The 15,071-nt window shown below is 39.5% G+C and carries 11 protein-coding genes; 10 read left to right on the top strand and 1 reads right to left on the bottom strand.

Annotated features, from left to right (window positions below; all coding sequences use genetic code 11):
• The first annotated feature begins 34 nt into the window (after nt 1-34).
• From BM097_RS16545 to BM097_RS13340, 3 genes are all read left to right on the top strand, one after another.
• Nucleotides 35-220: a hypothetical protein gene (locus BM097_RS16545; RefSeq protein ID WP_090551098.1), complete on the top strand. Its 186-nt coding sequence runs from the start codon at nt 35-37 to the stop codon at nt 218-220.
• Complete coding sequence (locus BM097_RS13335; protein WP_090551101.1) at nt 199-765, top strand: hypothetical protein; 567 nt, start codon at nt 199-201, stop codon at nt 763-765. The genes BM097_RS16545 and BM097_RS13335 overlap by 22 nt, the downstream gene beginning before the upstream one ends.
• A 73-nt stretch (nt 766-838) precedes the next feature.
• Nucleotides 839-2,256 (top strand): IS3 family transposase gene (locus BM097_RS13340; protein WP_242944717.1). Its coding sequence is split into 2 segments (ribosomal slippage): nt 839-1,322 and nt 1,322-2,256, totalling 1,419 coding nucleotides; the frame shifts between segments, so codons are not numbered across the junction.
• A gap of 108 nt (nt 2,257-2,364) precedes the next feature.
• Here the strand turns inward: BM097_RS13340 and BM097_RS13345 are convergent.
• The gene (locus tag BM097_RS13345; protein WP_090551110.1) at nt 2,365-3,858 is read right to left on the bottom strand and encodes a hypothetical protein; all 1,494 of its coding nucleotides are present in this window, start codon (nt 3,856-3,858) and stop codon (nt 2,365-2,367) included.
• A gap of 215 nt (nt 3,859-4,073) precedes the next feature.
• Here BM097_RS13345 and BM097_RS13350 point away from each other — a divergent pair, with 215 nt between their 5' ends.
• The 7 genes from BM097_RS13350 to fucO all read left to right on the top strand — a co-directional run.
• Nucleotides 4,074-6,980: a glycosyl hydrolase 115 family protein gene (locus BM097_RS13350; RefSeq protein ID WP_090551113.1), complete on the top strand. Its 2,907-nt coding sequence runs from the start codon at nt 4,074-4,076 to the stop codon at nt 6,978-6,980.
• A gap of 146 nt (nt 6,981-7,126) precedes the next feature.
• Complete coding sequence (locus tag BM097_RS13355; protein ID WP_090551117.1) at nt 7,127-9,118, top strand: oxidoreductase; 1,992 nt, start codon at nt 7,127-7,129, stop codon at nt 9,116-9,118.
• A gap of 149 nt (nt 9,119-9,267) precedes the next feature.
• Nucleotides 9,268-11,211, top strand: coding sequence for a beta-galactosidase (locus BM097_RS13360; protein ID WP_090551121.1), 1,944 nt, complete (start codon nt 9,268-9,270; stop codon nt 11,209-11,211).
• A 164-nt stretch (nt 11,212-11,375) separates the two neighbouring features.
• On the top strand, nt 11,376-12,227 hold the full coding sequence (locus BM097_RS13365; RefSeq protein ID WP_177197470.1) for a LysR family transcriptional regulator: 852 nt from the start codon (nt 11,376-11,378) through the stop codon (nt 12,225-12,227).
• An 84-nt stretch (nt 12,228-12,311) separates the two neighbouring features.
• Nucleotides 12,312-13,409 carry a radical SAM/SPASM domain-containing protein gene (locus BM097_RS13370; RefSeq protein WP_090551128.1) on the top strand — a complete coding sequence of 366 codons (1,098 nt, stop codon included), beginning with the start codon at nt 12,312-12,314 and terminating at the stop codon, nt 13,407-13,409.
• Between the two features lie 23 nt (nt 13,410-13,432).
• A complete protein-coding gene (locus BM097_RS13375; protein WP_090551132.1) occupies nt 13,433-13,984 on the top strand; it encodes a TetR/AcrR family transcriptional regulator in 552 nt (183 codons plus the stop codon).
• 158 nt (nt 13,985-14,142) lie between these two features.
• The coding region (gene fucO / locus BM097_RS13380) for a lactaldehyde reductase (RefSeq protein ID WP_090551136.1) at nt 14,143-15,071 on the top strand (929 nt) is incomplete at its 3' end.

Below are 15,071 nucleotides of genomic sequence, written 5' to 3' on the forward strand. Positions count from 1 at the left end.
AAAAGGTGATTATATTATATGTTTGGAGGTTTCCATGATACGAGATCCATTTGAAGAATATTATAGGCAGCTAGAGCCTAGTAAACGAGAAAAAGGCAATGCATGGAATACAGCTATTGGATTACAAGCTGTTGATGGTTTGTATCCAATCTTTGGCAGATTCATGTTTTTAAAGAAGGAAACACGAGAACGACTGCAGTGTTTTTTATTAAATATTTAAGAACTTTGGGATTCGAAGCTACTAATGATATATTTGCTGAAAATGCTTGGTATTTTAGAAATGCATTAGTAAGAGCTAATTATTCTAATCTGCAAAAAGGCATTCATGAGACTACAGAATATGTTGAGATTTTCCTTAGAAATCTTTTACTTGATGAAAATAATGAACTTCATAATAGAGAAATGCACATTAGTGGAAGGTATACTTTTAAGAGAAAACCAAACATTGGAGATGGAAAACCAAACATTGGAGGCAAAAAACCAAACATTGAAGGTGAAAAACCAAACATTGGAGATAAAAACCAAATAATTGAGATTATAAATCAAATTGCCTCTATATCTACATATTCTAGGAATCAAATCTATGACTTGTATAAAGAATTAGGTGATAAAAATTATTTCGGAAGAAGTGATGTGGAAAAAGTGCTTAATTTGAAATCTTACAGAGCACATGAGATTATAAAGCTTATGCAAAATATTGGTATCATATCTCCGGTAAAAGGACATGGAAAGGGAAAGTATAGATTCAATTTACAAAATGAATAGTTTAAAGAGCAGTGCTTGTACCGACCCCAAAAAGTTAGACAAAAAAATCTAACGATTGGAGGTCGGTATTTTTATGGCAAAATATGATTTTGAATTTAAGAAAAAGGTAGTCCTAGCATACCTCAAAGGTGAAGGCGGAAGGAACTTCTTGGCAGAAAAGTATGGTATCGCATGTTCACAGCATATCATCGAATGGGTTAATAATTACAATAAGTTTGGTGATGATGGTCTGAAACGATCTCGAAAAAAAGAAACTTATTCTTTCGAGAAGAAGCTTTCTGTTGTAGAGTTATATTTATCAAGTGAAATCTCATATCAGGATTTAGCTCTACAAGAAGGAATCACTAATCCAAGCATGATTGTTAACTGGGTAAAACGCTTTCGTGTAGCAGGTCCTGATGCATTGAGACCTCACAAGAAAGGTCGAAGGAAAACATTGGAAAAGCCAGAAAAGAAATCTTCTACTCTGCCCATTGAGAGTCCAGTTGATACAAGTGCAGAGCATGTTAAAGAGTTAGAGGATGAGCTGCTGAAGCTGAGAATAGAGAATGCATTTTTAAAAGAACTGAGGAGGCTGCGTTTAGAGGACGAAGCAAAAATGAGAGAACGGCGCGAATCATCAACAGCCTCCGAAGACAGTTCAAACTAAAAGACCTTCTCTCATATACAGGTATGCCAAAGTCTACATTTATGTACTGGCAAAAGAGATTTGACCGGGAGAATCCAGATAAAGTGCTAGAAGAAACGATTCTTGCTATACGCGCGAGGAACAAGGACTATGGTTATCGTAGAGTGGTAGGAGAATTAAATAACCAGGGATACAAGGTCAACAAAAAGAAGGTTCAACGGATTATGCAGAAGCTAGGACTCCAGGTGACATCCTATACTCGTAAGAGCAGAAAATATAGTTCATATAAAGGAAAAGTCGGAACTGTTGCTCCTAACAGAATTAGGAGAAGGTTTAACACCCATATACCGCACCAGAAAATAACCACCGATACAACAGAGCTAAAGTACTATGAAGTAGATACAAAAGGTCACTTGACCATGCACAAGCTCTATCTGGATCCATTTATGGATATGTGTAATGGAGAAATACTAAGCTTTGGAATAGATAAACATCCATCTGCCAAGAATGTAATGGCTGCTCTTGAACAGGCGATAGAAATCACATCAGACTGTCCTTATCGTAGGACCTTCCATTCAGATCAGGGATGGGCTTACCAGATGAAGGCTTATTCCCATCGGCTAAAACAAGAACGTATCTTCCAAAGCATGTCCAGAAAAGGTAACTGCTTAGATAATTCGGTAATGGAAAACTTCTTCGGACTGCTAAAGCAAGAAATCTATTATGGTGTGGTTTATTACAGTTACGAAGAATTGAAATCTGAAATAGAACGATATATAAAGTATTATAACGAGCAAAGAATCAAAGAGAAACTAGGATGGATGAGCCCTGTTCAATACAGGCTCCATCTTTTAGCTGCATAAAGAAAACGAGACGACCAAAGTCGTCTCGTAAAAAAGTCTAACTTTGAGGGGTCACCTCAGCTTGCTGCTCTTTTTAATAAACTATGCAAATTCTGATTATTTTTTTGTTTAATTTTTATTGGAATTTTCGTTGCTAGGTGGGGTTCCTTCAGGTTTTTCACCACTAGGGGCTTCACCAGCTGGCTTTTCACCACTTGGTGGATTGCCTTCAGGTTTTTCGCCACTAGGGGCTTTACCTTCTGGCATACCTCCATCAGGAGCACCTGATGAAGTAGCTTTTTCTAGAGTGATTGCATCACCTGTAGATTCAGAACCTTCTGTATATTCTTCACCATTTACATATAATTTATAGCCATTTAAATTAATGCTGTCGGCATCACATGCAAGAGCAGTGACATAGGAATCTCCAGTTAGTGTCCATGTCGCTCCATCTGTTAGCTGAATATAAACGTCTCCAGCTTCACCGTTTGTATTAATTGCGCCGCTATAGGTTGCACCTTCGCCAAGATAAAGATTCATTGCAGATACATCATCGATAGACATATCACCTTCAAGCGACTGATTTTTAACATTAACATTTACCTGCCCGCCGTTAGCTCCTTCATTGCCCCAACCTGCAGCTGCGGCTCTCAGTAAAATGCCATCACCATTATTGTTTATCTCAGAGTTTTCAATGTTAATATCTGCCACGGTATTTGTGATAAAGAAAACATCACCGTTTGCATTGTTTAATAAACTGTCTTTAAGAGAAAATGATGCAGTACCTTCATCAGCGTCACCTGACATAGATTGGTAAATCATAACAGCCTGATAATAATCAGACTTATCGCTGTTTTTTGTGTTATTGTCAGCGTTAAGAACCACATTGTTTAATGTAGCTGAATTATTTCCTTCTACCACAACGCCTTGAGAGGCAGTAGAGGTTAGTGTTGCATTTGAAACTGTTACATCTGCAGTAGAATAAATGACAGGCGAGCCTGTTCCTGAGGTAGTGTAGTCTCCACCAGTGACAGTTACGGTACCGCCGCCTCTGTCTGAACGGATAGCTGCTGACGAATTACCGCTGGTTTCAATTGTAAGATTGGTGGCATTCATAGTACCGCCACCTGTTGTCATAAGTCCACCAGAACAGTTGCCAGCTGTAGTAATGTATGAATCTGAAATATTAACAGTTGTGCCTTCGCCATAGCTAAATACATCATTAGCATGTGTACCGTTAGTATCAACAACTATTTCTGATAAATCAAGAGTTGCTCCATCTGTTGCAAATATGGCTGCATTATCACCGTAAAAATCGGCTTCATCGCCCTCATCTGAATCCCCGGTCTTAATTACTTCCACATTGCTATAGGATGCATCTTCTCCTGAGGCTTCAATGGCATGTTCACCATCTTCGTTATTTTCAATAGTTTCGTTAACAGAGATATCATCTCTGGCAGGACCAGATACGGTCTGACCAATAGTGGTAGAACCAGCAGCTTCATTCGCTGAATCTGTAACTTCGGTTTCAGTAGATGATACACTGGTATTACCGCATCCTGATAGGATTAATCCTGCAGAAAGAGCACATGTTAAAAGTTTTGTAACAATCTTATTTTGCATGTTATTTCCTCCATTTGATTTGATATTTAAATTTTTATCAAACGGATTTGACGATTAGGTGATGAGTTCCTGTAGGATACTAAATTGTTTTCTGAAAAGCTTTTAACCCTATAACCTTCACAAGTTTTGACATATAAAAGGTCAAAAAATGAATAGAGGTATATTGCCTCAGTTGGTAGAATCAGTGTTATAAAATCAAAATTGGGAGAAGAATAATGGCTGAATTTAATTTGTTCAAAAATGGTGTATTGGCACCTATTGTGCTTGAGGATAATGGAGTACATGGTGTTAAGAAGATGGCAGGGATTTTTGCCAAGGATATTAAAAGAGTTACAGGCAAGGCTCCTGAAATCATAGCAGATATTCCAGGTGAGGCAAGCTTTGTTATTTACCTTGGCTTGGCTGAAAGTGCCAAGGTTCAAAATGAATTTAAGGATGTAATCGATACTAATGCTATAGTAGGAAAGAGAGAGACCTACGGTATTTTCATGTTTGAAAATCCTGTTAATAAGGGACAGCAGGTGCTTGCTATAGTTGGTAGTGACAAGCGTGGTCTTACTTATGGTATGTTTTCTATCTCAGAAATCATGGGTGTATCACCATGGTATTTCTGGGCAGATGCAAATGTAAAGCAAAAGGCTGAGGTTGTTCTTACAGAGGATGTATGCAAGATTTCAAAGGAGCCATCAGTAAGATACAGAGGCTTCTTTATTAATGACGAGCAGCCATGTCTTGGAAACTGGGCTAGAGAAAATTACGGAAGTATCAGCCCTGGACCAGAGCTTTATGAAAAGATTTTTGAGTTGCTTCTTAGATTAAAGGGCAATTATATTTGGCCTGCAATGTGGCGCTCAGATTTTACATTAGATTATTTCGAAAATGCGGTTCTTGCAAATGAGATGGGGGTAATTGTTGGTGCATCTCATCACGAGCCATGCTGTCGTTCAGGACAGGAGTTCCAGCGTCTTCGCCACGACAATCCACAGTACGGAACAGAGTGGAGCTTCCTATCTAATGCAGAAGGTATCACAGAATTCTGGAAGGATGGTTTGACCAGAAATAAGGATTTCGAAAATCTTATTACAATTGGTATGCGTGGAGAGAACGATTCATATCTTATGCCAGAGGATGCCACTCTTGAGGACAATATTAATGTTCTGAAGAAGGCAATTGTTAAGCAAAAGGAACTTATTTCAAAATATGCTCCAAGTGAGCACCCACAGCTTCTTGCCTTATATAAGGAAGTAGAGGAATACTACTACGGTGATGAAAACACTAAGGGACTTAAGGATTGGGAAGCCCTTGATAATGATATCATGATGCTTTGCGACGATAACTTCGCAAATGTAAGAACTCTTCCAGATGATGAGCTTCGTAAGAAAAATGGCGGCTTTGGTATGTACTATCATTTTGATTATTTCGGAGAGCCAGTTTCTTATCTTTGGATTAACACATCACCTCTTACAAAGGTTTGGGAGCAGATGACAATGGCATACGATTTTGGTGTTCGTTCTGCTTGGATTGTAAACGTAGGTGATATTAAAAATCAGGAACTTCCACTTAGCTATTTCCTTGATTTGGCTTATGATTTTGATAAGTGGGGAACAACTGCTATCAATAAGACTGGGGAATACACAGTTAACTGGCTGAAGGGCTTAGGCTTTGATGCCAAAATGTCAGAGGAAGCAGCAAAGCTTGTTACAGAGTATGTAAGCTGGAGCGGCAGAAGACGTCCAGAGGCTCTTAATTCATCAATCTATCATGGAGCACATGAAAACGAAGCAAGAGATTATCTAAATCGTATTTACGAAGCAGAAGAAAAGGTGGAGGAGCTTTACAAGCAGGTTAAGGGAACTGACCTTGAGGAATGCTTCTTCCAGGTAGTTTATTATCCACTCAAATCTGTTGCAGAGATTAACAAGATGCATCTTTATGCAAGCCTTAACAATGTTTATATTAAAAAGCGTATGAAGCATGCTAACGTATATGCGAAGCTGATTCAGGACTGCGTTAAAACTGAGCGCAATCTTGTAAAGGAATATCACACAAGAAATGGCGGTAAGTGGAACCACATGCAGTCTGTTTACCACATAGGTTTTACTAATTGGAATGATGAGCAGTGCGAGTATCCAATCAGCCAGTTCTTAAATCCTGTAGAGGAAGCAAGATTATTAGTTGGAATAGCAGACAGTGAAGATTCAACTGGTGCACATCGCTGGACAAGACACGTTCTTCACATGCCACTTTGCTTTGAGACTAATGCTACAGGTGTATTTGAAGTTGCAAATGGTGGCGAGAAGGAGCTTCACTATCGCATAGACTGGGATGAAGATTGGATTGAAGTCACAGCTGCAGATGATGGCACAGTAGTAGAAAAGAACCAGCCACTTACTGTAGATGATATTAAGCTATACAACGTAAGAATTAACAAAGATAAATGGAATCAGGTAGATAGCACTATAATTCGTATTTACGGAGATGATTGCGAAACTGTTGCTGATGAATCGGAAAACGGTGGCAGCATAACAATGGTAGAGCTTGCGGTAGATGTAACAGCTATTGATTTAGGCGATGTAACTGAAAAGTGCTTCCTTGAAACAAATGGCTGTATATCAATTGAGGCAAATCACTTCAGCAAAGCTATTGCTACAGATAAGGGTGAGTACAAGGAAATCAAGGATTACGGAAGAACAGAAAGTGGAATGAAGGCATATCCACAGACGGTTCGATTTGATAATCCAGCAGATGCGCCAGCACTTATTTATAATGTATACGCACTTGAAGATGCTGACTATGAAGTAAATATATACGCAGCAGCAAGCAATCCAGTTGTATATCAGGGCAAACTTGCCCTTAAGGTTGCTGCAAATGATGAAGCGGGGATTATCGTAAATACGATACCTGAAATAGATTTCGTTCCATGGAAATCAAATAGCTGGAGAAAGGGTGTCCTTGACCAGATTCATATTGGTACCTGCAAGGTTAGCTTGCGCAAGGGTGTGAATACTATTAAGCTTTCTGCAATTGACCCAGGTGTGGTTATTGAAAAGCTGGTATTATGGAATGAAAACTGTGAAAAGCGTGATTCATATTTAGGTCCAAAAGAGAGTAAAATCGACTAAACTCACTTTTTGTTTACAATCATAAACCGTTTGTTGATGGAGATATCCCTGGTACTGATTTAAAATAATCCTATCAATGATAAAAATTTAACAATGTTCTGGCAGACAAAAAACATTGCTAAATTTGGTTAAAGGAGGAAATTTTAATGAAGTACCAGGGACTTTTTGAGCCTATCAATATCGGTAAGCTTGAGATTAAGAACCGCTACGCAATGGCACCTATGGGACCACTCGGTCTTGGTGATTGCGAAGGTGGATGGAACGACAGAGGAATTGATTACTACACAAGACGTGCCAAGGGTGGCATCGGTCTTATCATTACAGGTGTAACTTTCTCTGACACAGAGGTTGAGAAGCCTTCATTCCCAAACACACCAAACTCTACATACAACCCAGTTCAGTTTGTTAGAACCAGCCGTCAAATGACAGAGAGAGTTCATGCTTACGGTTCAAAGATTTTCTTACAGATGTCAGGTGGATTCGGACGTGTAACTATTCCTACAAACTTAGGAGAGTTCCCACCTGTATCTGCATCAGCTGTACCACACAGATGGCTTGATAAGACTTGCCGTCCTCTTACAGTTGAAGAGATTCACGGTATCGTTGAAAGCTTTGGTAAGGGTGCTTATAATGCTAAGCGCGCAGGCTTCGATGGTGTTGAAATTCACGCTGTTCATGAGGGATACCTTATTGATCAGTTCGCTATTTCATTCTTCAATCAGCGTACAGATGAATACGGCGGAAGCTTAGAGAACAGACTTCGTTTCGCTAAGGAAATTCGTGAGGAAATCGCAAAGACATGTGGATGGGATTTTCCAGTTGCTATGAGATTTTCTCTCAAGTCTATGATTAAGGACTTCAGAGAAGGTGCTCTTCCAGGAGAGGAATTCGAAGAAAAGGGCCGTGACATCGAAGAAGGTATCGAGGCAGCTAAGCTTCTTGAGAAGTACGGCTATGATGCCCTTGACGTAGATGCAGGAACATACGATGCATGGTGGTGGAACCACCCACCAATGTACATGGAGAAGGCTCCATACAAGGAGTTCGCTCGCATTACAAAGGAACATGTTAACATCCCTGTAATTATGGCAGGTCGTGTTGATAACCCAGATACAGCACTTGATTGCCTTAATAATGATATCTGCGACATGATTTCGCTTGGTCGTCCTACACTTGCAGATCCAGATATCGTAAATAAGATTAGAAGAAATGAGCTTAGCCAGATTCGTCCATGTATCAGCTGTCAGGAAGGCTGCATGGGTCGTATCCAGACATACTCACTTATCAACTGTGCAGTTAACCCACAGTGCGGTAAGGAAAGACTTAACCAGTACAATCCAGTTTGCAAGAAGAAAAAGGTTCTTGTTGTCGGCGGTGGCGTAGCAGGTTGTGAAGCAGCACGTGTACTTGCCGAGAGAGGTCATGAGCCTGTACTTTACGAGGCTAATGGTCGCCTTGGCGGTAACCTTATCCCAGGTGGCGCTCCAGATTTCAAGGAAGACGATATCGCACTTGCAAAATGGTATGAGGATGAAATGGTACGTCTTGGCGTAGAGGTTCACCTTAATACTAAGGCTACAGAAAAGGAAATCCTTGATAAGCAGTTTGATGCAGTTATCCTTGCTACAGGTTCTCGTCCAAAGATGTTCTCACTTGGTGATGATGAAAAGGTCTACTCTGCAGAGCAGGTACTTCTTGGTGAGAAGGAATCTGGTGAGAAGACTGTTGTAGTAGGTGGCGGTCTTGTGGGTTGCGAGCTTGCACTTGACCTTGCCATGAAGGGTAAAAAGGTAACAATTGTAGAGGCTCTCGACAAGCTTATGGCTGTTAATGGACCACTTTGCTCAGCTAATAAGGAAATGCTTGAAAAGCTTATTCCTTTCAATGGTATTGAAGTTATTACTGGCGCAAGAGTTACAGAGTACAAGAATGGCGTACTTAAGGCTTCAGTTGGCGAAGTGACAAAAGAGCTTGAGGCTGACAGCGTAGTACTTTGTGTTGGTTATGCTAGCGAAAACACACTTTATAATCAGTACAAGAATGATGTAGATGAGATTTATCTACTTGGTGATGCTAGACAGGTTTCAAATATCATGTATGGTATTTGGGATGCATTTGAAGTAGCAAACCACATTTAATTCATAGTCCTTATCTTAAAATAGAATCAATCATTATAAGCTTCTGCCAATGGGCGTTTTTGCCCAGCAGAAGCTTATTTTTTAGGTAAAAAATGGAATAAACTGTGATAACATATTTTTATTGATAATGACGATTAGTGGGGAATAATATGATTTATAAATTTAAAGAATATCAAAAGCCAGATATAATAAGTAACCATCTTAATCTAGGTGGGACGGACAGCAAAGGCAATGAAATAAAGGTAAATAGCCTTTATTTCGAAGAAAATGGAAAACCTTCAATGGGGATTATGGGCGAGCTACATTTTGAACGAGTACCTCGCATTCAGTGGAAGACTGCCCTTGAAACTATGAAGGCAGGTGGAATAGATATTGTAGCTACCTATATTATATGGATTTACCATGAGCAAGAGGAAGGAAGGCTTGATTGGAATGGCGATAATGATCTTCGTGCCTTTATTTCTTTAGCGGCAGAAGTTGGTCTGAAGGTTTGCATCCGTATCGGCCCATGGTGCCATGGAGAAGTCAGAAATGGTGGATTTCCTGATTGGCTCCTTAAAAAGCCTTGTAGCTTAAGAACAAATGATGAGGAGTACCTTAAAATCGTAAAAGCTTGGTATAAGTCTATCGCCACTCAGGTAAGGGGCCTGCTTTATTCAGAGGGCGGCCCTATAATCATGTGTCAGCTGGAAAATGAATTAACAGAAGATGCTGAACATCTGATGACCTTGAAGCAAATGGCAAAGGAAGTGGGAATAGATGTGCCATTATTTACTGTGACTGGTTGGAATTCTGTTAATGGCGCCAAGATTCCTGTGGATGATGTGGTTCCTGCATTTGGTGGCTACTGTGACGCCCCTTGGGACCCGGGAGTAAAACAGCTTCCTCCATGTGCAAGATATTATTTCACTGGTATTCGAAACGATTCAGCTATAGGCAAGGATTTAATTAAAGCGAAGCAGGAGGACGGTTGGCAATTACCGTATTTACGATATCCATATCTGACCTGTGAAATAGGTGCGGGACTTATGAATACCTATCATCGTAGATATAAAATATACGGAATGGATATCTATGCAATGACTCTTATCATGCTCTGCGAGGGGGCAAATATGCTTGGATACTACATGTATCATGGTGGAATTAATAAGCTGGCAGATGATTACACCCTGCAGGAATCCAAAGCAACAGGCTATCCTAATGATTACCCAATCATATCCTACGATTTTCAGGCGCCAATATCCTGCTTCGAGGAAACCAGAGAATCCTATGACTTGCTAAATCTGCTTCATCTTTTTATACACGAGTATGGCGAAAAGCTTGCCCTAATGACTTACGTCGAGGGAGAAGCAAACAGTAAACTAGGTGAGCTTGCTGGTCTTAGATATGGTGTGCGCAGGGATGAAAATAGCGGTTTCGTATTCATCAATAATTATCAAAGATTACATGGGCTTAAGGCTATCAAAGATGTAGTAATTGACACTGGCACGGTAATCTTCCCATCAATAGATATTAAAGAAAATATGGCTTTCTTTATGCCATTCAATATGGACTTAGAAAATGATGTAATCCTTAAATATGCAACTGCTCAACCTCTTTGTAAGGATGGGGATACTTGGCTTTTTATGGCAATACCAGGTGTTACACCAGAGTTTGAATTTGAAAATCCTGCTAAGCAAGTAGACATAAAGCTACTAACTATGGAAGAGGCAAAACGCCTGCGAAAAGTCGATGGCAGAGTTTACTTTGCAAAACACAGTGGAAAGACTATCGAAGGGTTAGAAGCTAGCGAGGATAAAGAGTATCAATTGGTAAAGCTTGATAAGCCTCAGTTTGAAATACCTAAAATGTTTATTGATGAGCTTAAATACCAGAACAAGCCAATCACCTGGTATAGTCTAAAGGTCCAAGGCCAGGAAGGCTTTGTGGACATTGAACTATCTTGTGATGTAATGCAGGTATATGTAGATGGCAAGCTTGTCACAGACGATTTCTATCATGGAATGCCATTTAGATTGCCTAAAGCAATTTTGCAAGGAGAAGAGGTTTTTATAGTTTGCACCGATATGCCTGATAATATCTATATGGAATAGAATACTTGGTATAATATCCATATTTTGTTTCGATGCATAAACTGAATGTTGATGGAGAAATGGCAAAATATGTTTTACTATATGTTTTTAAAACATATTTCATTTCTCCCCTGGTCTCGATGGACTTATTGTCTGTCGGGGCCTTTTATTTTATAATAAATAATATGAATACACGAAATTTTAAATGCTTCCAAACTGTATATGAGGAAAGAAATCTCCAGGTTGCAGCAAGTAAGCTATTTCTATCTCCACAGGGATTAAGCAAAATTATCAAAAGCCTGGAGGATGAATGCGGCACTCCTTTATTTATTCGTAGTAAGGAGGGCTTTGTGCCTACTGAAAGCGGAAAGCTTTTCTATGAGAAGTCCAAGGTTGTTACCAGAGATTTAAATGATCTTTTCGCTTCAATTGAGTCCGTAAGTGATAAGGAAAAGAGGTTTAAGGTAGGCTTCGCTGCCGGAACTATCAGAGCCATTGATATCCCAAAGGTAAATAATTTCATGGAATCGAATCCTGAAGTTTTGGCAAGCTGGTTTGAATACAGCAATGAGGACATCATTCAAATGCTTCTTAATGATGAAATCAGCTTTGGTTTTGTAGTTGGAAAGCCTACAGCCAGCAATTTGGTTGCCAAGCTTCTTTATTCGGTAGATTTGGTTGCTTATGTTTACAATGGGCACAAGTTTTGGGAAGCTTCTCAAATCGAAATTTCAGACCTTAATCTTGAGCATATCATCTCAATGAACGAAAGATACCGAGTTTATCATGATGTGCTAGATGCATGTCACATGAATGGCTTCAATCCTAACTTTGTTGCTATGGTGGGAGAAGGAGAGTCTATCTATCGATTGGTTAAAAATAAGGTAGGCGTTGGTATCTGTCCTAAATTTTTTGAGGATGAAGCTGATGTTAGAGCCATAGAAATAAAGGATGCCTATAATTGGGATGTTTATGGAGCCTTCCGTGAAGATTCAGCAGATAGAGATTTGGCAAAGAAATTTTTAGAGGGGTGTTGATATTAATTTGAAATGGTGTTATCCTTCTATTGATTGAATACAACTAAAACGCATGCAATCAATATTTTTATATGAGGAATTACCATGGAAAAGGAATTTGACATTCAAGATTATATGACAAAGGGCGTGGAGCGTGTCGTAAAGGATTCACTCAGAGCCACTTTAAAAGACCCAAAGGAAAGCATCTTTATGGGTAAATTTGCTCTTGCCACTAAAAAGGCTGCAGATATCAGAAAGAAATACGAAGCTGAAGGTCTTCATGTGCCTCCGTTTCTTATTGCATCTATTACTAGCAATTGCAATCTACATTGCGCCGGCTGCTATTCTAGACAAAATCAGGCCACAAAGGATTGTGAGCCTGTAAACCAGTTGTCAGATGAGCAATGGCTTGAGATTTTCAACGAAGCCGATAGCCTTGGAATCAGCTTTATTCTTCTGGCAGGTGGCGAGCCACTTCTTAGAAAGGGTGTAATCAAAGCAGCGGCTACCAAGTCAAATATACTATTCCCTATTTTTACAAATGGTGTTTTTATCAGTGATGAATATTTCGATATGTTTGATAAAAACAGAAACCTTGTGCCTATCATGAGTATCGAAGGTCATAAGGAAGCTACCGATGCCAGACGTGGCGAAGGAATTTATGAAAAACTCATTTCCAACATGGAGACATTCAAGAAAAATGGCCAAATATTCGGCAATTCTGTTACCGTTACTACAGAAAATTTCCAGGATGTTCTTTCTGATGATTTCGTATCAATGCTTCAGGGATACGGTTGTAAGGCTGTAATTTACGTGGAGTATGTCCCAGTATCTGATGAAAGCAAGCACTTGGCCCTTGAGGAAGCAAGGGAAGAACAGCTCAGAGCTCGAATTGATGAGCTTAGAACAAAATATGAGGATATGGTATTTATCTCATTCCCTGGGGATGAAAAATCTTCTGGTGGCTGTGTTGCTGCAGGAAGAGGCTTCTTCCATATAAATTCTCATGGCGGGGCAGAGCCATGTCCATTTTCACCTTTCTCTGATACTAATGTAATGGACTTAGGTTTAAAGGGCGCAATATCCTCAAGACTTTTCAAGGTGCTTCAGTCAGGTGACATCCTTAAAGATGACCATGTGGGTGGTTGTGTTTTATTTGAGAAGCAAGACCAGGTTCAGAGAATATTGCAGGAATATATGTAAGAAGTCTGAAAGGGCTGAACATCATGAAATCAGACATTAAATACAAGCTAGCAGAAGCTATGAAAATCTGCATGAAAACTACCTCAGTTGAAAACATAACAGTCAAACAGATAGTAGATGTTTGCGGAGTTTCCAGACAAAGTTTCTATCGTAATTTTATTGACAAGTACGACCTTATAAACTGGTATTTTGACAGGCTTCTGGAACAGTCCTTTAAGGAGATGGGACAGGGCGAGACTATTCGAGAGGGGCTTATAAAAAAGTTTGCATATATAAAGCAGGAGAGATTATTCTTTACAGCAGGTTTCAAGGGCGATGAGCAAAACAATCTAAAAGAACATGATTTCATTATGATTTATGAATTCTATTGTGACTTAATTAGAAAGAAGACCGGTGAAAATCTGGATAAGCACATGCGAAAGCTTCTTGAGATGTATTGTCAGGCTTCCATATATATGACTGTCCAGTGGCTTATGAAGGGTATGAAAGAGACCGAGGAAGAGCTTGCTGATTTGATGATAGATGCGATGCCAGAAATGTTACACAGCCTCTTTGGTAAAATAAAATTAGTCTGACAATGGCCGTATTTATAAGGTTTATTAGAAATTCATAAAATGTTACACATATACACATTTGTAACTTATAATCAAACACCCTATGATGATAAAATTATCATCGTAGGGTGTTAATTTTTTAACACGAAGTTTTTTAGGAAGAAAAGGAGTGTAGAATAATGGCAAACAGAATTTCTCTTAATCCAACATCTTATCACGGTGCTGGAGCAATCCAAGAAGTAGTTAATGAAATCAATGGAAACGGATTCAAGAAAGCATTTGTTGCTTCTGATCCGGACCTTATTAAATTTGGCGTAACAGGAAAGGTTACAGATTTGCTTGATAAAGCAAATATTCCTTATGAGGTTTATTCAGATATTAAGCCTAATCCAACAATCGAAAATGTTAAAAATGGTGTAGAGGCTTTCAAGAAGTCTGGCGCTGATTGTATCGTAGCAATCGGTGGTGGTTCTTCTATGGATACATCAAAGGCAATCGGTATTATCATCACAAACCCAGAGTTTGCAGATGTTCGTTCACTTGAAGGTGTTGCACCTACAAAAAATCCTTGTGTACCTATTATTGCAGTTCCAACAACAGCTGGTACAGCAGCAGAGGTTACAATCAATTATGTAATCACTGATGTAGAAAAGGAAAGAAAGTTTGTATGTGTTGATACACATGATATGCCTATCGTTGCAGTTGTTGACCCAGAGATGATGTCTTCAATGCCAAAGGGCCTTACAGCAGCTACAGGTATGGATGCCCTTACACACGCAATCGAAGGATATACAACAAAGGCTGCATGGGAAATGACAGATATGTTCCATCTTGAAGCTATCCGTCTTATCTCTAAGAATCTTCGTGATGCAGTAGAAAACAAGAAAGAGGGCCGTGAGGGAATGGCTCTCGGTCAGTACATTGCTGGTATGGGATTTTCAAATGTAGGTCTTGGTATTGACCACGCAATGGCACACACACTTTCAGCACATTATGATACACCACACGGTGTTGCATGCGCTATGTTCCTTCCAATCTCTATGGAATTTAACCGTGAGTACACAGGTGAGAGACTCCGTGAGGTAGCTAGAGCTATGGGAGTTGAAGG

The organism is Pseudobutyrivibrio sp. OR37 (genome assembly GCF_900113655.1).
Lineage (GTDB): Bacteria > Bacillota > Clostridia > Lachnospirales > Lachnospiraceae > Pseudobutyrivibrio.

Coding starts and splice junctions, on each gene's coding strand:
- BM097_RS13345 (WP_090551110.1), bottom strand. CDS start 3,858: ATGCAAAATAAGATTGTTACAAAACTTTTAACATGTGCTCTTTCTGCA.
- BM097_RS13365 (WP_177197470.1), top strand. CDS start 11,376: ATGAATACACGAAATTTTAAATGCTTCCAAACTGTATATGAGGAAAGA.
- BM097_RS13355 (WP_090551117.1), top strand. CDS start 7,127: ATGAAGTACCAGGGACTTTTTGAGCCTATCAATATCGGTAAGCTTGAG.
- BM097_RS13350 (WP_090551113.1), top strand. CDS start 4,074: ATGGCTGAATTTAATTTGTTCAAAAATGGTGTATTGGCACCTATTGTG.
- BM097_RS16545 (WP_090551098.1), top strand. CDS start 35: ATGATACGAGATCCATTTGAAGAATATTATAGGCAGCTAGAGCCTAGT.
- BM097_RS13375 (WP_090551132.1), top strand. CDS start 13,433: ATGAAATCAGACATTAAATACAAGCTAGCAGAAGCTATGAAAATCTGC.
- BM097_RS13360 (WP_090551121.1), top strand. CDS start 9,268: ATGATTTATAAATTTAAAGAATATCAAAAGCCAGATATAATAAGTAAC.
- BM097_RS13370 (WP_090551128.1), top strand. CDS start 12,312: ATGGAAAAGGAATTTGACATTCAAGATTATATGACAAAGGGCGTGGAG.